Annotated in this window: 16 protein-coding genes; 12 read left to right on the top strand and 4 right to left on the bottom strand. The window is 73.3% G+C overall.

Going from position 1 to position 20,446, the window contains the following annotated elements; genetic code table 11:
* Positions 1 to 47: 47 nt before the first annotated feature.
* A complete protein-coding gene (locus tag JOE38_RS12110) occupies positions 48 to 797 on the bottom strand; it encodes a GntR family transcriptional regulator (protein WP_204576513.1) in 750 nt (249 codons plus the stop codon).
* Between the two features lie 164 nt (positions 798 to 961).
* Between JOE38_RS12110 and JOE38_RS12115 the strand changes: the two genes are divergently transcribed.
* From JOE38_RS12115 to JOE38_RS12130, 4 genes are read left to right on the top strand one after another with little or no spacing between them, the layout of a single operon-like run.
* On the top strand, positions 962 to 1,411 hold the full coding sequence (locus tag JOE38_RS12115) for a PTS sugar transporter subunit IIA (RefSeq protein WP_307838874.1): 450 nt from the start codon (positions 962 to 964) through the stop codon (positions 1,409 to 1,411).
* Positions 1,412 to 1,468: 57 nt separating this feature from the next.
* On the top strand, positions 1,469 to 3,025 hold the full coding sequence (locus JOE38_RS12120) for a PTS transporter subunit EIIC (protein ID WP_204576514.1): 1,557 nt from the start codon (positions 1,469 to 1,471) through the stop codon (positions 3,023 to 3,025).
* Positions 3,025 to 3,810, top strand: a complete 786-nt coding sequence (nagB, locus tag JOE38_RS12125; RefSeq protein ID WP_204576515.1) for a glucosamine-6-phosphate deaminase — start codon at positions 3,025 to 3,027, stop codon at positions 3,808 to 3,810. The genes JOE38_RS12120 and nagB overlap by 1 nt, the downstream gene beginning before the upstream one ends.
* Positions 3,810 to 4,967, top strand: coding sequence for an N-acetylglucosamine-6-phosphate deacetylase (locus JOE38_RS12130; RefSeq protein ID WP_204576516.1), 1,158 nt, complete (start codon positions 3,810 to 3,812; stop codon positions 4,965 to 4,967). Before nagB ends, JOE38_RS12130 begins: the two co-directional genes overlap by 1 nt.
* Before the next feature lie 55 nt (positions 4,968 to 5,022).
* On the opposite strand, the gene JOE38_RS12135 is transcribed toward JOE38_RS12130, so the two are convergent.
* From JOE38_RS12135 to JOE38_RS12145, 3 genes are all read right to left on the bottom strand, one after another.
* Complete coding sequence (locus JOE38_RS12135) at positions 5,023 to 8,205, bottom strand: alpha-mannosidase (RefSeq protein ID WP_204576517.1); 3,183 nt, start codon at positions 8,203 to 8,205, stop codon at positions 5,023 to 5,025.
* Positions 8,206 to 8,269: 64 nt separating this feature from the next.
* The gene (locus JOE38_RS12140) at positions 8,270 to 9,613 is read right to left on the bottom strand and encodes a 6-phospho-beta-glucosidase (RefSeq protein ID WP_204576518.1); all 1,344 of its coding nucleotides are present in this window, start codon (positions 9,611 to 9,613) and stop codon (positions 8,270 to 8,272) included.
* Entirely contained in the window at positions 9,610 to 10,356 is a 747-nt protein-coding gene (locus JOE38_RS12145) for a DeoR/GlpR family DNA-binding transcription regulator (protein ID WP_239544823.1), read from the bottom strand. The genes JOE38_RS12140 and JOE38_RS12145 overlap by 4 nt, the downstream gene beginning before the upstream one ends.
* A 207-nt stretch (positions 10,357 to 10,563) precedes the next feature.
* Between JOE38_RS12145 and JOE38_RS12150 the strand changes: the two genes are divergently transcribed.
* The 8 genes from JOE38_RS12150 to JOE38_RS12185 all read left to right on the top strand — a co-directional run bounded on the left by JOE38_RS12150 (position 10,564) and on the right by JOE38_RS12185 (position 20,391).
* Positions 10,564 to 11,601 carry a carbohydrate kinase family protein gene (locus JOE38_RS12150; RefSeq protein ID WP_204576519.1) on the top strand — a complete coding sequence of 346 codons (1,038 nt, stop codon included), beginning with the start codon at positions 10,564 to 10,566 and terminating at the stop codon, positions 11,599 to 11,601.
* A gap of 76 nt (positions 11,602 to 11,677) precedes the next feature.
* On the top strand, positions 11,678 to 12,964 hold the full coding sequence (locus JOE38_RS12155; protein WP_204576520.1) for an ABC transporter substrate-binding protein: 1,287 nt from the start codon (positions 11,678 to 11,680) through the stop codon (positions 12,962 to 12,964).
* Entirely contained in the window at positions 12,961 to 13,995 is a 1,035-nt protein-coding gene (locus JOE38_RS12160) for a carbohydrate ABC transporter permease (RefSeq protein WP_204576521.1), read from the top strand. Before JOE38_RS12155 ends, JOE38_RS12160 begins: the two co-directional genes overlap by 4 nt.
* The gene (locus JOE38_RS12165; protein ID WP_204576522.1) at positions 13,992 to 14,843 is read left to right on the top strand and encodes a carbohydrate ABC transporter permease; all 852 of its coding nucleotides are present in this window, start codon (positions 13,992 to 13,994) and stop codon (positions 14,841 to 14,843) included. Before JOE38_RS12160 ends, JOE38_RS12165 begins: the two co-directional genes overlap by 4 nt.
* On the top strand, positions 14,840 to 15,604 hold the full coding sequence (locus JOE38_RS12170; RefSeq protein WP_204576523.1) for a glucosamine-6-phosphate deaminase: 765 nt from the start codon (positions 14,840 to 14,842) through the stop codon (positions 15,602 to 15,604). Before JOE38_RS12165 ends, JOE38_RS12170 begins: the two co-directional genes overlap by 4 nt.
* Positions 15,605 to 15,673: 69 nt before the next feature.
* The gene (locus JOE38_RS12175; RefSeq protein WP_204576524.1) at positions 15,674 to 18,664 is read left to right on the top strand and encodes a glycoside hydrolase family 2 TIM barrel-domain containing protein; all 2,991 of its coding nucleotides are present in this window, start codon (positions 15,674 to 15,676) and stop codon (positions 18,662 to 18,664) included.
* A 256-nt stretch (positions 18,665 to 18,920) separates the two neighbouring features.
* Entirely contained in the window at positions 18,921 to 19,739 is an 819-nt protein-coding gene (locus JOE38_RS12180) for a PDDEXK nuclease domain-containing protein (RefSeq protein ID WP_239545580.1), read from the top strand.
* 79 nt (positions 19,740 to 19,818) lie between these two features.
* Positions 19,819 to 20,391 carry an NADPH-dependent FMN reductase gene (locus tag JOE38_RS12185; RefSeq protein ID WP_204576525.1) on the top strand — a complete coding sequence of 191 codons (573 nt, stop codon included), beginning with the start codon at positions 19,819 to 19,821 and terminating at the stop codon, positions 20,389 to 20,391.
* Positions 20,392 to 20,446: the final 55 nt, after the last annotated feature.

Raw genomic sequence — 20,446 nt, forward strand, 5'->3', positions numbered from 1 at the left:
GCGCGCGGGCGCGCGGGCGCGCAGGCGCGCGGTCGCGCCGCCGCGCGTCAGTCGCCGGTGAGCGCCATGCGCACCTGGTAGCGATCGCCGCGGTACCACGACGTCACGTGCTCGACAGGCCTCCCGCCGGCGCGGGAGGTGCGGCGGAACACCAGGGTGGGTGCCCCCGCGGTCACCTCCAGCGCCGCGGCGGTGTCCGCATCCGCGGCGTCGGCCCACACCGTCTGCTCGGCGCCGTCGATGTGCACGCCGTACCGCTCCGCGAGCACGCCGTAGAGCGAGGCGCTGAGGTCGTGGTCGCCGAGGTCCGCCGCCACGCGCGGGGAGTACCAGCCGATCTCGAGGGCCATGGGGGTGCCGTCGGCCAGCCGCAGCCGCTCGATCGACCACGCGCGCTCGCCCTCGTCGAGCCCCAGGGCGGCGCGCGCCTCGAGGGGCGGGGTGTCGAACCGGGCGTGCCGCACGAGGGTAGTCGCCATCATCCCGCGCCGCCGCATGTCCTCGGTGAACGAGGCCAGGTGCAGCTGCGACTGGATCCGCTCCCCGGCCACGAACGTGCCCTTCCCCTGCACCGTGTAGAGCCGCCGCTCCTCGATGAGCTGCCGCAGCGCCTGCCGCACGGTCGCGCGGCTCACGTCGTGGGCGATCGCGAGCTCGCGCTCCGACGGGATGGCGGAGTGCGCGGGCCACGCGCCGCCGATGTCGGCGAGCAGGATCGCCCGCAGCTGGGCGTGCTTGGGCACCGGGCCGGGCGCGACGACGGCGGTCCGGGGGGCGGAATCGTGGGGTCGGGGCATGGGTGCGGCTCTCGGCGTTGACATGACGGGGCACGGCCACGTACCTTCACCGGTACGTACCAGTTCCGGCCATGCATCCCGTCGTGTGGCGGATCGTCTTGGCATCGACTCTAGATGCACGGCAGTGGTGCATACCAGTGATCCATCCCCACCGAGGAGTCCCCGTGGTCCATGTGCTGTCCCCGCTCGTGGGGGTCGCCCTGCCCCTGTCGTCCGTGCCCGATGCGCTCTTCGGCGCGGGCGTGATGGGCCCCGGAGCGGCGATCACGCCGCCGGCCGAGACGGTCGACGTGGTCGCCCCCATCGACGGCACGCTCCTGCAGGTCTTCCCGCACGCCTTCGTGGTCGTGGCCGACGACGGCCTCGCCGTGCTCGTCCACCTCGGCATCGACACCGTGCAGCTCGCGGGTGCGGGCTTCACGGCCTTCGCCGCCAAGGGCGACCGCGTCGCCGCGGGCGCCCCCGTCATCGCCTACGACGTCCCCGCGATCCTCGCCGCCGGCCTCTCCAGCGTCGTCCCCGTCATCGTGCTCGAGCGCCAGGCGGAGGACGTCCGCGTGCTCGTCGACGAGGGCGCCGCCCTGCTCCCCGGCGCGCCCCTGATCTCCGTCTGACCCGCCGGCTCGCCCGACGCCCCGCCCCACCACCCAAGCACCCGCGAAAGAGGATCCATGACCGCCACCGCCCCGCCGCGTCGCCGGCGCACCGTCCCGGGCTTCGCCCACATGCAGCGCCTCGGCAAGAGCCTGATGCTCCCGATCGCGGTGCTGCCCGCCGCCGGGATCCTGCTCCGGGTCGGGCAGCCCGACCTGCTCGGCCGCATCGACCTGCCCGTCATCGGCCCGTTCTTCCAGGCGATGAGCGCCGCGGGCGGCGCGCTGTTCGACAACCTGGCGCTCCTGTTCGCGGTGGGCGTCGCCATCGGCTTCGCCAAGAAGGCCGACGGCTCGACCGCGCTCTCGGCGGTGGTCGGGTACCTCGTGCTCTCGAACGTGTTCACGGCCATGTCGCCGGTCGTGCTCGCCGGCCAGACCACGGCGGCCGGCGCGCAGGTGGAGATCGACTACAGCGTCTTCGGCGGGATCGTCGTGGGCCTGGTCACCGCCTGGCTGTTCGACCGGTACCACACCATCCAGCTGCCCTCCTACCTGGGCTTCTTCGGCGGACGCCGGTTCGTGCCGATCATCGTCTCGCTCGTGAGCCTCGTCATCGGGTTCGGGCTGAGCTACGCGTACCCGGTCTTCAACCTCGGCCTCGCGGGCCTCGGCGCCTTCATCGGCGGCACGGGCGCGCTTGGCGCGTTCGTGTACGGCTTCACCAACCGGATGCTCATCCCCGTGGGCCTGCACCACATCCTCAACTCCTACGTGTGGTTCCTCCAGGGCTCCTACACGAAGGCCGACGGCAGCGTCGTCACGGGCGAGCTGACCCGCTTCGCCGCGGGGGACCCCACGGCCGGCGCGCTCACCTCGGGCTTCTACCCGGTGCTCATGTTCGGGCTCCCGGCCGCGGCGCTGGCGATGATCCACCTGTCGAACCCGGCGCAGCGCAAGGCGGCCGTCGGCATCCTCGGCGCGGCGGGCCTCACGGCGTTCCTCACCGGCGTCACCGAGCCCCTCGAGTTCGCGTTCATGTTCGCGGCCTTCCCGCTGTACGTCGTGCACGCCCTGCTCACCGGGCTCTCGCTCGCGATCGCGAACCTGCTCGACATCCACCTCGGCTTCTCGTTCTCGGCGGGCCTCTTCGACCTGCTGCTCTACGGCACCGCCCCCGCGGCCAAGAACATCGGGCTGCTCGTGATCATGGGCGTCGTCTACTTCGCCGTCTACTACGTGCTCTTCCGCCTCGTGATCAAGCGCTGGAACCTGCGCACGCCCGGCCGGGAGGACGTGGCGGCGCCCGTCGACGAGGCCGCCCGCACGGACGCGGACTCGGCTGCCGCTGCCGGGCTCGCCGCCGCCGCGCCTCCGGCCGCCGCCCCCGTCGTCGACGCGTCGGCCCCCACCGCCGAGCGGCTGATCCAGGCCTTCGGCGGGCGCGACAACCTCGTCCTCGTGGACGCGTGCATCACGCGCCTGCGCGTCGAGGTCGCGGACCGCACGCTCGTCGACCACGCCCGCCTCAAGGAGCTCGGCGCCGCCGGCGTGATGGAGGTGGGCGACAACGTCCAGGCCGTCTTCGGCCCGCGCGCGGAGTCGCTGAAGGACGCGATGCGCGAGGTGCTCTGATGGAGGTCGTCGTCGTCCCGACCGCGGAGGACGCCGCCCGGCTCGTCGCCGACGCCTACCGCGCGCTGCTCGAGCGCCGGCCGGATGCGGTGCTGGGCCTCGCGACCGGCTCGACGCCCCTGCCGCTGTACCGGGAGCTCATCCGCCGCCACCGGGAGGAGGGGCTGAGCTTCGCGCGGGCGCGGGGCTTCCTCCTCGACGAGTACGTGGGGCTGCCCGCCGGGCACCCCGAGCGGTACCGCGCGTTCATCGCGGAGGAGCTCGAGCGGCACGTCGACTTCGCGCCCGACGCGATCCTCGGGCCGGGCGACGTCGCGCCCGATCCCCTGGAGGCGGGCCCCGCCTACGAGCGCGCCATCCGCGACGCCGGCGGCATCGACCTGCAGATCCTCGGCATCGGCTCCGACGGGCACCTGGCGTTCAACATGCCCATGTCGAGCCTCGGCAGCCGCACGCGCCTCAAGACCCTCACGGCCCAGACCCGGCGGGACAACGCGCGCTTCTTCGGCGACGACGTCGACCGCGTGCCCGCGCAGTGCCTCACGCAGGGGCTGGCCACGATCCTCGACAGCCGGCACGCGATCCTGCTCGGCTTCGGCCGGGCCAAGGCGCCGGCCGTGCGCCAGGCCGTCGAGGGCGCCCTGTCGGCGCGGTGGCCCGCCTCCGCGCTGCAGCTGCATCCGCACGCCACGGTGGTCGTCGACGAGGAGGCCGCGGCCGAGCTGGAGTTCGTCGACCACTACCGCGAGACCTTCGCGGGCAAGCCGGCCGGGCAGGGCCTCTGATGCGGCTGCGCGCCGCCCGGGCGCTCGTCGGCGGCGCGTTCACGGGGCCGGTCGTCGTCGACGTCGCGGCGGGGAGGATCACGGCCGTCCGCCCGGCGACGGGGACCGAGGTCGTCGACCACGACCTCGTCGACGGGACGCTCAGCGCGGGCCTGCTGGACCTCCAGGTCAACGGCTCGTTCGGCGTCGACGTCGCGTCCGCGGACACCGCGGGCTGGCGGACGCTGCTCGCCGGGCTGGCCTCCCGCGGGGTCACGGGGATCGAGCCGACCGTGATCACGGCGCCGCTGCCCGAGATCGCGACCGCCCTCGCCCGCGTCGGGCGGGCCCGGGCCGAGTCCGCCGGCGAGCCGGTGGCCCGGATCCTCGGCGCCCATCTCGAGGGCCCGTTCCTCTCGCCCGCGCGCAAGGGCGCGCATCGCGTGGAGTGCATGCTCCACCCGACCCCCGCCCACCTCGACGCGCTGCTCGCCGACCCGGCGGCCCGCGCGGCGCTGCGCACGGTCACGCTCGCCCCCGAGCTGCCGGGCGCCGTGGAGGCGACGCGGCGGCTGGTCGCGGAGGGCTACGTCGTCTCCGTCGGCCACAGCGACGCCACGGCGGCCGAGGTGGACGCCGTCGGCGACGCGGGCGCGACGATGACCACGCACGTGTTCAACGCCCAGCGGTCCCTCAAGCACCGGGAACCCGGCGTGCCGGGCGCGGTCCTCACCGACGAGCGCTTCTTCGTCGGCACCATCATCGACGGCCAGCACCTCGACCCGCGCGTGGTGTCGCTCGTGATGAGCGCCGCCGGCTCGCGCATGGTCGGGGTGACCGACGCCATCGTGACGGCCGGGCGGGAGCCCGGGGAATGGCACGAGTTCGGCGGTCAGCCCGTCGCCAACGACGCCTCCGGCCTGGGCCGCCGGCCCGACGGCACGATCGCCGGGGCGGGCGTGGTGCTCGACGAGGGGGTGCGGCGCATGATCGCCGCGGGACTGGATCCGGCTCGCGTCCTCGCCGCGTGCACCGAGAACGCCGCGCGCTCGCTCGGGCGCACCGACATCGGCCACGTCGCCGCGGGGGCGGCCGCCGACCTGGTGTGGTGGGACGCCGCGTGGCAGCCGTCCGCGGTGTGGATCGCGGGAGAGGCGATCCGCCCTCCCGCCGGCTGAGTCGCGGCCGAGGCCGCGGCCGCCGGCGGGAGGGCGGGCGTCGTCGCCCGTCGGGTCAGGCCCGGTGGATGCGGACCGTGATCACCTGGAACGGCCGCAGCACGAGCCGCACGCCGCGGCCGTCGGCCTCGGGCTCGAACGCGATCGACCGCGGGAAGCCCTGGCCGAGCGGGCGCTCGAGCACGTCCACCTCGGTGAAGCGGTCGGCGGCGAGGTGCGCCTCGAGCCGGGTCGCGGCGCGTGCGCCCGTGGACTCGTAGAGCCGCACGATCACGTCGCCCGAGCCGTCGTCCGCGAGCTTCAGCGCCTCGATCCGCACCGTGCCGCCGTGCACCGAGACGAGGCCGGCGGCGGTGGGCAGCGAGGACGGGACGGCCGCGTCGGACGCGGGAGCGGATCCGACGGCGGCGGGCGCCTCGGTCGCGCCGCCGGGCCGCACCACGCGCACGGGCAGGTTCTGCTCGAGCCCCGCGTCCACCGCGCCCTCGATGCCCACGCCCGGCACGAGCGCGTACTCGAAGCGGTGGTGGCCGATGTCCTGCACGGGGTCGGGGGAGCGCGCCGCCCGGACCAGGCTGATCCGCAGCTCGGTCTCCACCTCGCCCGTCGCGCCCACCGAGCGCGTGATGTCGTGGCCGTAGCTCCCCGCATTGGTGAGGGCCACGCCGTAGCCGGGCTCCTCCACGTGCACGAAGCGGTGGGCCATGACCTCGAACCGCGCCTCGTCCCACGACGTGTTCGTGTGCGTAGGGCGGCGGACGTGCCCGAACTGGATCTCCGCGCTGTGGTGCTGCGCGTGGATCGTGAGCGGGAAGGTGACCTTGAGGAGCTTCTCGTCCTCGAGCCAGTCGAGGTCGGCCGTGGTGTGGATCCGGGCGTCGTCGGCGTGCAGCGACACCCGCTGCACGATGCGCGAGCGCCCGAACTGGCGGACCACCTCGACGGTCGCGCGGAGCGGCGAGTCCTCGACGAGCTCGACCGAGGCCGCGTCGACGAGGTCGGTGCGGCTCGCGCGGTAGTGCGCGTCGACGTCCCAGGCGTCCCACGCGGTGGGGATGTCCTCGTGCAGCTGGAGCAGGTTCGCGGCGCGGCCGGCGGGCACGAGCTCGCGGTCGGCGTGCCGCAGGTCGACGATCGACGTGATGAGGCCGCGCGCGTCGAGCGTGACGCGCAGCAGGCCGTTGTCGAGCACGGTGCCACCGTCGGCGCGCGTCGTGACGACGGGCGAGACGGGATCCACCGCGACGAGCGGCGCGATCCCGCTGCCGGGCACCGCGACGAGCGCGAGCGCGGATCCGTCGACCGCCTCCACGAGCGCGGTGCGCGCGTGGCCGGTGGAGTTCACCGCGAACGCGCCGGATCCGTCGCCCTCGCCGTCCGCGACCGCCTGCGCCGTGACGCGCGCGATGGCGTCGGCCACGAGCGCGTCGAGCTCGGCGAGGCTGCGCGCGTAGTCCTCCTCGTTCTCCCGGTGCACCCACGTGATGGAGGAGCCGGGGAGGATGTCGTGGAACTGCTGCAGCAGCGTCTGCTTCCAGAGCCGGTCGAGCGCCGCGTACGGGTAGTCGGCGCCCGTGCGGACGGCCGCGATGGTCCACCACAGCTCGGCCTCGCGGAGGCGGTGCTCGGCCTGGCGGTTGCCGCGCTTCTCGCGGGCGTGCGAGGTGAACGTGCCACGGTGCAGCTCGAGGTACAGCTCACCGACCCAGACGGGCGCGTCCGGGTACTCGGCCTCGGCCTTGCGGAAGAACTCGTCCGGGTGCTCCACGATCACCTTCGGCGACCCCTCGAGGTCGGCCGTGCGGCGCTGGCGCTCCATCATGTCGCGCGTGGGCCCGCCGCCGCCGTCGCCGTAGCCGAAGGGCGCGAGCGACATCGTGGAGCGGCCCTTCTCGCGGAACTGCCGGACGGCGTGGTGCGTCTCCTCGGCCTCGAGCGTGGAGTTGTAGGTGTCGATGGGCGGGAAGTGCGTGAAGATCCGCGACCCGTCGATGCCCTCCCAGAAGAAGGTGTGGTGCGGGAACGTGTTCGTCTGGTTCCACGACAGCTTCTGCGTGAGGAACCAGTCGAGCCCGGCGAGCTTCGCGATCTGCGGGAACGACGCCGTGTAGCCGAACGAGTCCGGCAGCCACACGCCGTGCGTCTGGACGCCGAGCTCCTCCTGGAAGAAGCGCATGCCGTGGGTGAGCTGGCGGATCATCGCCTCGCCGCCCGGGAGGTTGCCGTCGGGCTCGATCCACATGGATCCGACCGGGTACCAGGTGCCGTCCGCGATGGCCTGCTTGATGCCCTCGAACACCGTCGGGTAGTTCTCCTTCACCCAGACGTACTGCTGGGCCTGCGAGCACGCGAAGCGGAAGTCGGGGTACTGCTCGGCGAGCCGCAGCACGTTGGAGAAGGTGCGCGCGGTCTTGCGCTTCGTCTCGCGGATGGGCCAGAGCCACGCGCTGTCGATGTGGGCGTGGCCGACTCCGCTGAGCGTGTGGGCGCTCGGCACGGCGGGGCGCGAGAGCACGTCGGCGAGCTCGGCGCGGGCGGCGGCCGCGGTGCCGACGATGTCGTCCATCGCGAGGACGTCGAGCGCGCGCTCGATCGCGCGCAGCACCTCGTGGCGGCGGGGCTCGGTATCGGGCAGCTCCATCAGCAGCTGGTACAGCACCTCGACGTCGAAGCGCAGCGCCCAGACCTCGGGCTCGAACACGGCGAGCTCGGCCTGGCGGAAGCGGTAGATGGGCTCGGCGGGCGCGGTCGCCTTGTCGCCGTAGGGGGTCGGCACGAACTCGTTCACGAGGATGTCCGGGTTGCCCGCCGCCTCCACGAGGAAGCGCACCTGCTCGCCGCCCGCGGCCTCGTCGGCGAGGCGCACGTAGGTGTTGCGCGGGTGGATCCCCTTGACCGGCACCCCGTCCATCGTGTGCACGAGGCACTCGGCCTGGTTGCCCGGCCAGTCGCCGATGAAGCCGGGGTCGATGAGGAGCTCGACCGTGCGGCCGGCCCACTCGGCGGGCACCTCGCCCGTGACCTCGAACCACCACGTGGACCACGCGCGGCCCCACGGCTCACCGAGCGCGAAGGGCGCGTACTCCTGCTGCATCGCCTCGGCGACGGGCACGGGCTCGTCGGGCGCCATCCACGCGCGGAGCGAGACGGGCGTCTTCGCGGAGTAGACGGCGGGCGTGATCCGCTCGTCCAGCGCGCGGAGGATCCGCTCCTGGACGAGCTTCTGGTTCTGGTGCATGGGGAGTCCTTCGGGAGGTCGGGATGCAGGCAGTCGGGTGGACGCGGCGGGTGCGGTCCGCGCGTCAGCGGAGGTAGGAGAGCGCCGGGAACGCGTGCATCGCGTCCTCCAGCAGGGAGCGCGCGACCGTGACGGAGTCGACGAGCGGGTGGTGCGCGAGCGCGCGGACGGCCGCGGCGCGGGATCCGCCGACGCCGGCCTCGATGGTCTGCCGCTCCACGTACTTCGCGTTGGTCACGAGGCCCACCCCGAAGTCGGGCAGCTCCGTGCCCGCGACCGGATGCGCGCCCGAGGCGTCGACGACGCACGGCACCTCGACCACGGCGTCCGCGTCCAGCGCGGCGAGCGTCCCGCGGTTGCGCACGTTGAGGATCAGCCGGGCGCTCTGGTCGTACGCGATGCCGCGCATGAGCGCGATCGCGACGTCCTCGTAGCCGCCCGAGACGAGGTCGTCCTCGTCGCGGTCGCCCATGCCGGCCGACTGCCGGTTGGTGGCCATGTAGGTGGTCTCGCGGTCGAGGCGCGTGCGCTCCCAGAGCGCGAGCGCGGACACGTCGTGCCGGTGCTCGAGCTGCTCGTAGAACCGGCCCTGCTGCTCCACGAGGAAGGCGCCGCGGGTCTGCGCGGCGAGCTGGTCGGCGTGCCGGACCTCCCGCCGGAAGTAGTAGTAGTGGAGGTACTCGTTCGGCACGGCGCCGAGCTCGGTGACCCACTCGGCGCCGAAGAGCCGGCCCTCCTCGAACGTGCCGATGAGGTCGGGGCGGGCCATGAGGTCCGGCAGCACGTCGCGGCCGTCGACCCGCAGGCCGCGCAGCCAGCCGAGGTGGTTGAGCCCCGCGTAGTCGATGACCACGTCGTCGCCCACGACGCCGAGCGCGCCGAGCACGCGGCGGGCGAGGCCGATGGGGGAGTCGCAGATCCCGATGACGCGGTCGCCGAGCACGCGCGACATGGCCTCGGTGACGACGCCCGCCGGGTTCGTGAAGTTGATGACCCAGGCGTCGGGGGCCTGCACGCGGATCCGCTCGGCCAGGTCCATGACGACCGGCAGCGTCCGCAGCGCGTAGGAGATGCCGCCGTAGCCGACGGTCTCCTGGCCGATGACGCCGTGCGCCATGCCGAGCCGCTCGTCGCACGAGCGCCCGGCCATGCCGCCCACGCGGATCGCCGAGAACACGAACGCGGCGCCCGCGAGCGCCTCGTCGAGGTCGGTGTGCAGCGTGATCACGGGGGCATCGGCGTAGGCCGCGGCCTGCTCCGCGAGCACGCGCGCGACGGCCGTGAGGCGCACCTCGTCCGTGTCGTAGAGGGCCACGTGGTCCACCCGGCCGGCCTCGTGGTCGCGCAGCAGCGCCGAGTAGACGAGCGGGACGCGGAAGCCGCCCCCGCCCAGGATCGTGAGCCTCATGCGACGGTCACCGACACTCCCTTGTCCGCGAGGCCCTGCGACACCCGCTCGTGCGGGGCGGCCTCGGTGATCAGCTGCGTCAGCGACGCGGTGGGGGCGACACGGCCGGCGCCGGTGCCCGGGAACTTGGAGGAGTCGGCGAGCACCGTGACCCGGTCGCTCATGTCGGCCATCGCGCGCTTGATGGGCACCTGGGCCATCGTCGTGTCGCGCAGGTCGCCGTTGTCGGCGATGCCGCTCACGCCCACGAACGCGTGGTCGGCGTGCAGCATCCGCAGGCTCTCGGCCGTGAGCGGGCCGGACACCGAGCGGTAGACCGGATCCCAGTCGCCCGGCAGCAGGATGAGCCGCACGCTCCGGTCGTCCCGCAGCACGTCGAACGCGGCGACGTTCGCGGTTATCACGGTGACGGCCCGGCCGCGCAGCTGCTCGGCGAGGTGCAGCGTGGTCGTGCCGATGTCGAGCACGACCGACTGGCCGTCCTGGATCTGCGCCGCCGCGGTGCGCGCGATGCGCTCCTTGGCCTCGCGGTTGACCTGCTCGACCTCGGCGAAGGGCGCGTCGACCTCGATCAGCACGGCGCCGCCGTGGGTGCGCCGGAGCGCGCCCTGCTCGTCGAGGCGGGCCAGGTCGCGGCGGATGGTCGCGTCGCTCGTGCCGGCGGCCTCGGCGAGCTCGGCGACCGTGGCGCTGCGGGTGGCGCGCAACCGGTCGAGGATCACGAACTCTCGGGCGTCTCTCATGATGTGAACATTAGCGCGCAGGATCAGTCAGAAACAATCTCGTAATGAACAAGGTCTTCCATCCATGTGCTCACATGGGCTAGAAACGTCACTACCGGTCGGCGGGCACCCGTCGACCTCGTCCCGCCGGCAGCGTCGCCGTCGGCGGACCCGCACCGCTCGCCGCCTGAGGCAGCGTCGCGGCCCACCCGAAGGAATGAGGTCCCCGTGCCCGCAGACCCGCGTCCCGACCAGGGCACCGCCGACCAGGGCGCTGCCGGCCAGGCTCCCGCCGGGCTGCTCGTCGTCGGGCAGCTCTTCGCGGACGTCGTGTTCGGCGAGCTGTCGGGCGGACCCCGGCCGGGCCACGAGATCTGGACGTCGTCCTTCGGGCACGGCCCCGGCGGCATCGCGAACTTCGCGGTCGCCGGCGCGCGCCTCGGGGTGCCGACCGCCATCGCGGCGGCCGTGGGCACGGATCCGTTCTCCCACCTCGTGCGCGCCGCGCTCGCCGCCGAGGGCGTGTCGCTCGACCACCTCGTGACCCTCGACGACTGGGCGCTCCCCGTCACCGCGTCCCTGACCTACGACGACGACCGCGCGCTCGTCACGGGCGGCGTGCCCTGCCCGCTCGGATCCGACGAGCTCGTCCCGGGGGAGGTGCCGGCCGCCGCCGCGGCCCTCGTGCACCTGGATCCGCAGCGCAGCGCCTGGATCGGGCGTGCCGCCGCCGCGGGCACCGACGTCTACGCCGACGTCGGCTGGGACCCGTCCGAGCGCTGGGACCCCGCCATCCTCGACCAGCTCGACGACTGCCACGCGTTCGTCCCCAACGAGCTCGAGGCCGCCGCCTACACGGGCACCGACTCGGCCGTGCAGGCCGCCCGGGCGCTCGCCGCGCGGGTGCCGCTCAGCATCGTGACGTCCGGATCCCGCGGCGTCGTCGCCGTCGACGCCGGCGCCGGCGAGGAGGTCGTGCGGCCGCCGCTCGCCGTGCGCGCGGTCGACGCGACCGGCGCGGGCGACGTGTTCGGCGCCGCGCTCGCCGCGTCCGCCCGCGCACCCTGGTCCCTCACCGAGCGCGTCGACTTCGCCTGCCTCGTCGCGGGGATCACGGTCACCCGCCCCGGCGGCGCGTCCGGGGCCCCGCGGCTCGACGAGCTCGTGCCCTGGCTGCGCGCGCACCCCGAGGCGGCCGAGCCCGGCCGCTACGACTACCTCGCCGACGCGCTCGCCCATCCCGACGCGGCCCGCCTGCTCGCCTGAGCCGGCCCGACGCTCCTCATCCCGACCCCCTCCGCCCGCCCCGACCCTCCTGTCCCTCACCGAATCGAGAACCACCATGCCCATCCCCACCGCCCGCCGTCCCCGCGCCCGGCGCATCGTCGTCGGCGTCGCGACCCTCGCGCTCCTCGCGCCGGTCCTCGCCTCCTGCTCGTCGTCGTCGGGATCCTCGGCGGGCGGCCAGCTCGACCTCTGGATCTGGCCGGACGGCCTCAGCCAGACGGTGCTCGACAAGGTGCCCGCGGAGGTGCCCGGCACGACGCTCAACGTCTCCACCATCGGCGGCGACTTCAAGCAGAAGCTCGTCACCACGTTCACGGGCCGCTCGGGTCTGCCGTCCGTCACGGGCGTCAAGGGCGAGGACATGCCGTACTTCCTCAGCGAGGACGGGCTCTTCGAGAACCTGGACGACCTGGGCGCGAAGGACGTCACCGACCAGTACCCGGCGTGGAAGCTGAAGGAGGCGACCACGAAGGACGGCCAGCTCATCGGCCTCCCCATCGACATCGGCCCCACCGCCCTCTACTACCGCGCGGACGTGTTCAAGGAGGCCGGCCTGCCGAGCGAGCCCGCCGACGTCGCCGCCGCGACCGCCACCTGGGACGACTACTTCGCGTTCGGCAAGAAGCTCAAGGCGGCGACCGGCGGCGCGATCTTCGTGGACGCGTCCGACGTGTTCACCAAGTCGCTCGGCCAGGGCACCACCCGCTTCGTCGACGAGGACGGGAACTTCACCGGCGACAGCGACACCGTCAAGACCGCCTGGGACCGCGCCGTGCTCGCCTGGAAGGACGGCCTCACCGCGAACGTGACCGACGGCAGCCCGGACTGGGCGTCGGCCATCAGCAACGGATCCCTCCCCGCGCTCCTCGGCGCCTCCTGGTACCAGGCCGACCTCAAGAGCGCGACCGCGGACACCTCGGGCGACTGGCGCGTCGCGCCCATGCCCGGCGGCCCGGCCAACATCGGCGGCTCGTTCCTCTCCATCCCCTCCGGCACCAAGGACCCGCAGGCCGCGTTCGCGGTGATCAAGGACGTGCTGAGCGAGGACAACCAGGTCACCGCGTACGCCGACAAGGGCATCTTCCCGTCGGCCACCGCCGCGTACGACTCCCCGGAGCTGCAGAAGGGCGACGACTTCTTCGGCGGCCAGTCGACCGTCGGGATCTTCGCCGACGCGGCCGCCAAGATGCCCACCGCCTACACGAGCCCCTACGACAACCAGGTGCAGGCCGCGTTCGTCACCGAGCTGCAGAACGTGACGTCGCTCGGCAAGGACCCGGACCAGGCCTGGACCGACGCCGTCGCCGCCGGCGAGGCCGCCCTGAAGACCGCGAAGCAGTGATCCCCGTCGCCGTCCGCCCGGGAGGGCGCCCGCCCGCGCCCTCCCGGGCGGGCGCGGGTCCCTCGGGCTCCGCGCCGTCCCGGGCGGGCGCGGGCGCGCGGGGGATCCGCCGCACGTGGCCGTACTACGTCGCCATCGCGCCGTTCTTCGTGCTGTTCCTGATCTTCGGCCTGTTCCCGGCGCTCTACTCGCTCGTGCTCTCGTTCCAGGACTGGAACGGGCTCGGCACGGCCAAGTGGGTGGGCCTCGCGAACTTCCAGGCCCTCGCGGCCGACGGCACGTTCTGGCTGTCCATCAGGAACACGCTCGTCATCTTCGCGCTGTCGACGTTCCCGATGATGGCGATCGCCGTCGTCGTCGCGGCCATGCTCAACTCGGCCAAGCGGCTCAGCACCTTCTACAAGATCAGCTACTTCGTGCCGAACGTCACGAGCGTGGTGGCGATGGCGGTGCTGTTCGGATCCATCTTCGGCGACAGCTTCGGGCTCGTGAACGCGGGGCTCCGCGCGATCGGCCTCGACGGCGTGGCCTGGCTCTCGACGCCGTGGGCGATCCAGGTGACCATCGCGATCCTCATCACCTACCAGTGGACCGGCTACAACGCGATCATCTTCCTCGCCGGCATGCAGGCCATCGGCACCGAGGTCTACGAGGCCGCCAAGCTCGACGGCGCGGGCGCGATCCGCACCTTCTGGTCGGTGACGCTGCCGCTCCTGCGGCCGACGATCCTCTTCGTGCTCGTGGTCTCGACCATCACCGGACTGCAGAGCTTCACCGAGGCGCAGGTGCTCACGGCCTCCTCCAGCACGACGAACCCGAACTCGGGCGGCGCGGGCCAGGCCGGCCTCACGACCGTCCTGTACTTCTACCAGCAGGCCTTCAACTACAACCGCTTCGGCTACGGCGCCGCCATCGCGTGGGGCGTGTTCCTGCTCGTGGTGATCTTCTCCATCATCAGCTTCCGGCTCGGGTCGGAGAAGAAGGAGAAGGTCGTGCGGGCGCCCGGCACGAGGAAGGGGCAGCGCGCATGAGCACGACCGTCCATGCGCCGCGCCGGCGGCAGCTGCCGCCCGGCCGGGTGATCCTGCACGGGGTGCTGTTCGCGGGATCCATCGTCAGTCTCTTCCCGCTCTACTGGCTCGTCGTGATGGCGAGCAACACCACGAGCGACATCTACAAGTCGCCGCCCGTGCTCGTGCCGGGGCCGTACCTGTGGGACAACATCCAGGCCGTGTTCCGCACGATCGACTTCGGCGGCTCGCTCATGAACACCGTGATCGTCGCGGTCTCCGTGACGGTGCTCGTGCTGTTCTTCGACTCGATCGCGGCGTTCACGTTCGCGAAGTACGAGTTCCCGGGGCGGCGCGTGCTGTTCGCGCTGCTGCTCGTGACGTTCATGCTGCCCGCGCAGCTGTCGGTGATCCCGCAGTTCGTCACGATGATCAACCTCGGCTGGGTGGGCCAGCTGCAGGCGCTCATCGTGCCGGCGGCGGCGAACGCGTTCGGCATCTTCTGGCTGCGGCAGTTCATCATCTCGAGCGTGCCGGACGAGCTCATCGACGCGGCCCGCATCGACGGCGCCGGGTTCTTCCGGCAGTACCTCACGGTGTGCCTGCCGCTCATCCGGCCGGGTCTCGGGTTCCTCGGGATCTTCACCTTCATCGCCGCGTGGAACGACTACCTCTGGCCGCTCATCGTGCTCAACGACCCGGGCACGCTGACGCTGCAGGTGGCGATGAGCCAGCTGAACAGCGCCCACGGCAAGGACTACGGCATGGTCATGGCGGGCGCGCTGCTCGCGGTGATCCCGCTCATCGTCGTGTTCCTCGTGGGCGCCAAGCAGTTCATCGGCGACATCGCGAAGGGCGCGCTGAAGTGACGGGGGCGTCGACGCGGCCGCCGCGGATCATGGCCGTGGACGACCAGGCGGCCCTCGGGGTCGCCGCGGCGGATGTGGTCCAGGCGTTCCTCGGCGAGGACCCGGCCGGCGTGCTGGGGGTGGCGACCGGATCCAGCCCCGAGCCGCTCTACGCCGAGCTCGGTCGGCGGCACCGGGAGCGCGGCCTCGTCACCGACGGCCTCTCGCTCGTGGCGCTCGACGAGTACGTGGGCCTGCCGGCGGGGCACCCGCAGTCGTACCTCGCGTTCGTGCGGGCGCGCATCGCCGAGCCGCTCGGCGTGCCGAGCGCGCGCGTGATCGTGCCCGACGGCGCGGCGGCCGACCCGCGCGCGGCGGCGCACGAGCACGAGCGGCGGATCCACCGGCTCGGCGGCGCAGGTCTCCAGATCGTGGGCATCGGCGCCAACGGGCACCTCGGCTTCAACGAGCCGGGCTCGCCGTTCGACGGGGTCAGCCGCGTGGTGCGCCTCGCCGAGGGCACGCGGCGCGACAACGCGCGGTACTTCGGCGGGGATCCCGCGCGGGTGCCGACGCACGCTATCACGCAGGGGATCGCGACGATCATGTCGGCCGAGCGGATCCTGCTCGTCGCCTCGGGCGACCGCAAGGCCGACGCGCTCGCCGCGGCGCTCGCCGGGTCGGTCTCGGAGGCGGTGCCCGCCTCGATCCTGCAGCGGCATCCGCGCGTGACCGTCGTCGCCGACCGGGCCGCGCTCGCGGGGCTCGCGACGCTCGCCTGACCGGGACCGCCCGGTCGCCGCATCCGCCGCCACCCGCGCTCCGGCGCACCGACCAGCACGGAGACCCGCATGTCCCACCTCGACGACGTCGCCCCGGGATCCGCCTCGCGGCTGCCGCCGCGCGCCCGCTTCGCGACGGACGCGCCCGTCCACCCGCTCGGCGGCGACTGGCACTTCCGCCTGCTGCCGGAGGCGCCGGTCGACCGGGCCGACGCGCCGCCCGAGGTCGCGGATCCATCCCTCGACGACGCCGCGCTCGACGCGGCCGGCTGGACGACGCTGCCCGTGCCGTCGCACTGGGTGCTGCACGGCCACGGATCGCCCGCGTACACGAACCTGCAGTACCCGTTCCCCATCGACCCGCCCCACGTGCCCGACGCGAACCCGACCGGCGAGCACCGGCGCGCGTTCACGCTGCCTGGCTCGTTCGCGGACGCCCAGCGGGTGCTGCTGCGCACCGACGGGATCGAGGGGCTCGCCACCTTCTGGGTGAACGGCGTCGAGGCGGGCTGGACGACCGGCAGCCGCCTGACGACCGAGATCGACGTGACGGAGGTGCTCGTGCCCGGCGAGAACGTGCTCGGGATCCGGGTGCACCAGTGGTCCGCCGCCTCCTACCTCGAGGACCAGGACCAGTGGTGGCTGCCCGGGATCTTCCGCCCGGTCGAGCTGCTCGCCCGGCCCGCCGATGCCCTCGACGACGTGCGCGTGCGGGCCGACCGCGACCCGGTCGACGGATCCGGCCGCCTCGAGCTGGAGGTCGACGGCGCGTTCCCCGTGCTGGTGCGCGTGCCGGAGCTCGGGATCCACGTGAGGTGGGAGACCCCGGCCGACGTCGCTCCCGTCGCGATCCCCGCCGTCGACGCGTGGAGCGCCGAGCGGCCGCGCCTCTATGACGCGACCGTGTCATCGCCGGGCGAGAAGGCGACGCTGCGGATCGGCTTCCGCACGGTGCGCATCGAGGGCGACGCGCTCCTCGTCGACGGCCGCCGGCTCACCTTCCGCGGCGTCAACCGCCACGAGTCGCACCCCGAGCGCGGCCGCGTGTTCGACGAGGCCGAGGCGCGCGCCGACCTCGAGCTGATGAAGCGGAACGGCGTGAACGCGATCCGCACCTCCCACTACCCGCCGCATCCGCGCCTCATCGACATCGCCGACGAGCTCGGCTTCTGGGTAGTGCTCGAGTGCGACCTCGAGACCCACGGCTTCTGGGACGTCGAGTGGCGCGACAACCCCTCCGACGACCCGCGCTGGCGGGATGCGTACCTCGACCGCATCGCCCGCACGGTGGGCCGCGACCGCAACCACCCGTCGATCGTGATGTGGTCGCTCGGCAACGAGTCCGGCACCGGGCGCAACATCGCGGCCATGTCGGCGTGGGTGCGGCGCGCGGATCCCACCCGGCCCGTGCACTACGAGGGCGACCTCACGGGCGAGCACACCGACGTCTACTCCCGCATGTACCCGACGCTCGAGGAGATCGACTCGGTGTGCGGCACGCCCGTGGCGAGCATCCACGAGACCACGGGCGCGACGGGCGCGAAGCAGCGCGCGAAGCCGTTCATCCTGTGCGAGTACGGGCACGCGATGGGCAACGGGCCCGGATCCCTCGCCGACTACGAGGACGCGATCGACCGCTGGCCGCGCCTGCACGGCGGCTTCGTCTGGGAGTGGCGCGACCACGGGCTGCTCGCGCGCACCGCCGACGGCCGCCCCTTCCACGCGTACGGCGGCGACTTCGGCGAGCCCGTGCACGACGGGCCCTTCGTGATGGACGGCCTCCTGCTCTCCGACGGCACGCCCACGCCCGGCCTCGCCGAGCTCGCCGCCGTCATCGCGCCCGTGCGGGTGCGCGTCGCGGGCGACGGATCCGGCGTGCGGGTGGAGAACCGGCGGCACAGCGCGTCCACCGACGACGTCGACCTGGTGTGGATCCTCGCCCACGACGGCCGGCCCGTCGCCCGCGGGATCCTCGAGCACGCGCCCCTCGCGGCCGGTGCCGCCACGACGATCCCGCTGCCGCCCGAGGCGCGCGCCGCCGGGCACGCCGAGGAGGCGCACGTGACGGTGCAGGTCGTCACCCGACATGACGCGCCCTGGGCCGAGGCGGGGCACGTCGTGTCGTCGCATCAGGCGCTCGTGCGCGACCGGCCCGCGCCGAGGCCGCGTCCCGCCGGCCGCTGGCACGGGGACGCGCTCGGCGTCGGCACGTTCGACGCGCGCGGCGACCTCGTCGCGTGGTCCGGCGTCCCCGTGCGCGGGCCGCGGCTCGAGCTGTGGCGCGCGCCCACGGAGAACGACCGCGGGGCCGGCCAGGGATCCTACGAGCTGGCCGAGCCCGAGCTGACCCGCGGCCGCGGCGCCGAGGAGACGCCGCCGTCGGCCGACCGGTGGCGGGAGCGCGGGCTCCACCGGCTCACCCACCGGCTGCTCGGATCCATCCGCACGGCCGACGGCCTCGAGACGCGGATGCGCGTGCAGGCCGCGCACTCCGGCGCGGGCGTCGACGTCGCCTTCCGCTGGACGGCGACCGATCGCGGCCTGCTGCTCGCCACCGAGGTCGTGCCGTTCGGCACGTGGGACTGCACCTGGCCGCGGGTCGGCGTGCGCATCGACCTGCCGTCCGCCCTCGCCGAGCACCCGGTCGCGTGGCACGGGACCGGGCCGGGGGAGTCGTACGCCGACAGCGGCACCGCCGTGCGGGTCGGCCGCTTCGCGTCGAGCGTCGACGGCCTCGCGGTCGCCTACGCCCGCCCGCAGGAGACGGGCCACCGCCCCGGGCTTCGCTCGCTCGTGATCGGCGACGCGTCCGCGACCCCGCTCACCGTGAGCACCGTGCCCGACGCCGCCGGCCACCGCCCCGGCTTCCAGCTCTCCCGCTGGACCCCGCAGCAGATGACCGACGTCGGCCACCCGCACGAGCTGCCGGCACCCGACGGCCTCCACCTGCTCCTCGACGACGCGCAGCACGGCCTCGGATCCCGCGCGTGCGGCCCCGACGTGCTCCCGCGCCACGCGCTCTGGCCGTCGCTGCGCACGTGGGAGGTGCTTCTGGGGTAGTCGCGGTCGATGTCGGTGGTGGGCGCTTCACTGCGCGCATGGATTTCGGATCGTCCCCCATATCCCCCTCGCGCTACGACGACGTGCTCGCCGAGCTGAAGGATCGCGTGCACGCCGCCCGTCATGCAGCGCAGCGGCGGGTGAACATCGAGCTCGTCGTCCTCTACTGGCGCATCGGTGCCACACTCGTGCGACGATCCGACGATCCGACGAGCAGGCGTGGGGAAGCGGGGTCATCGCGCGTCTCGCGGCCGACCTGCGAGCGGAGTTCCCGGAGATGAAGGGCTTCTCGCCTCGGAATCTCATCTACATGCGCTCCTTCTCGCGCGCCTGGCCAGATCCGGCAATCGCGCAACGGCCTGTTGCGCAATTGCCCTGGGGGCACATCACGGTGCTGCTGAGCCGACTGGACACGCAGGCGGATCGCGACTGGTACGCCTCCCGCAGCGTCGCCCGGGGCTGGTCGCGCAACGTCCTCGAGCACCACATCCGCACGCGTCTCCATGAGCGGTCGGCGATAGCGTCGACGAACTTCGATCGCGCCCTGGAGCCGGACCAATCGGATCTCGCCCGGCAGCTCACGAAGGACCCGTACGTCCTCGACTTCCTCGCGGTGGACGGCGACGCCAGGGAGCGCGAGCTGGAGCAGGCGCTCGTCGACCGGATCATCGACACGCTGCGTGAGCTCGGCGAGGGCTTCGCGTTCGTCGGCCGCCAGGTCCACTTCGACGTGGACGGCGACGACTTCTTTGTCGACCTCCTGTTCTTCCACGTCGAGCAGCTCCGCTACGTCGTCATCGAGCTGAAGACGGGCCGCTTCCGTCCGGAGCAGCTGGGGCAGCTCGGCTTCTACGTCGCGCTGGTCGACGACCGCTTGCGCCGGGCCCATCACGCGGACACCGTCGGCCTCCTGCTCGTGGCGGGGAAGACGGACGCGGTGGTGCGGTACTCGCTGGCCGGACAACGCGCGCCGGTCGCCGTGTCGAGCTACGACCTCCTCCCGGCGGCCGAGCGCGCCGCCCTCCCGTCGGAAGCCGTGCTCGCGCGGGCTGTCCGGGATCCGCGCGAGCCGTGAACGTCGAGGGGGCGCGCATCCGCCGGCGCTAGGCTCCATGCGCGCGCATGGAACTGATCCGTGCGAGAAGGAGCACCCCATGAGCACCACCTACCGCGTCGGCTACCTCGTCGGCAGCCTGTCGTCCACCTCCATCAACCGGGCCCTGTCGCTCGCCCTCAAGCGCCTCGGCGCCCAGGCCGGCCTCGAGCTCACCGAGATCCCGATCCAGCCGCTGCCCTTCTACAGCGCGGACATGGACGGCGAGTACCCCGAGGTCGCGAACGCGTTCAAGGCGGCCATCGCCGACGCCGACGCGATCATGATCGTCACGCCCGAGTACAACCGCTCGGTGCCCGGCGTGCTGAAGAACGCGCTCGACTTCGCGAGCCGCCCCTACGGCGAGAACGCGTTCCAGGGCAAGCCCAGCGCGGTCATCGGCACGTCCATCGGCGCGGTCGGCACAGCCGTCGCGCAGCAGCACCTGCGCAGCATCCTGTCGTTCCTCGCGTCGCCCGAGCTCTCGCAGCCCGAGGCCTACATCCAGACCACCGAGGGTCTGATCTCCCCCGAGGGCGCGATCTCGAACGCCGGCACCGAGGAGTTCCTCGTCAGCTGGCTGCAGGCCTTCCACGCGCACATCGAGAAGAACCTGCAGGCCGTCTCCGCGTAGCGGACACGACGCACGTCACGCGGGGCCCGGGCGGGAACGTCCGGGCCCCGCGTCG

Origin of the sequence: Clavibacter michiganensis (assembly GCF_016907085.1) — a bacterium.
In the GTDB taxonomy this organism is placed as follows: Bacteria; Actinomycetota; Actinomycetes; order Actinomycetales; family Microbacteriaceae; genus Clavibacter; species Clavibacter michiganensis_O.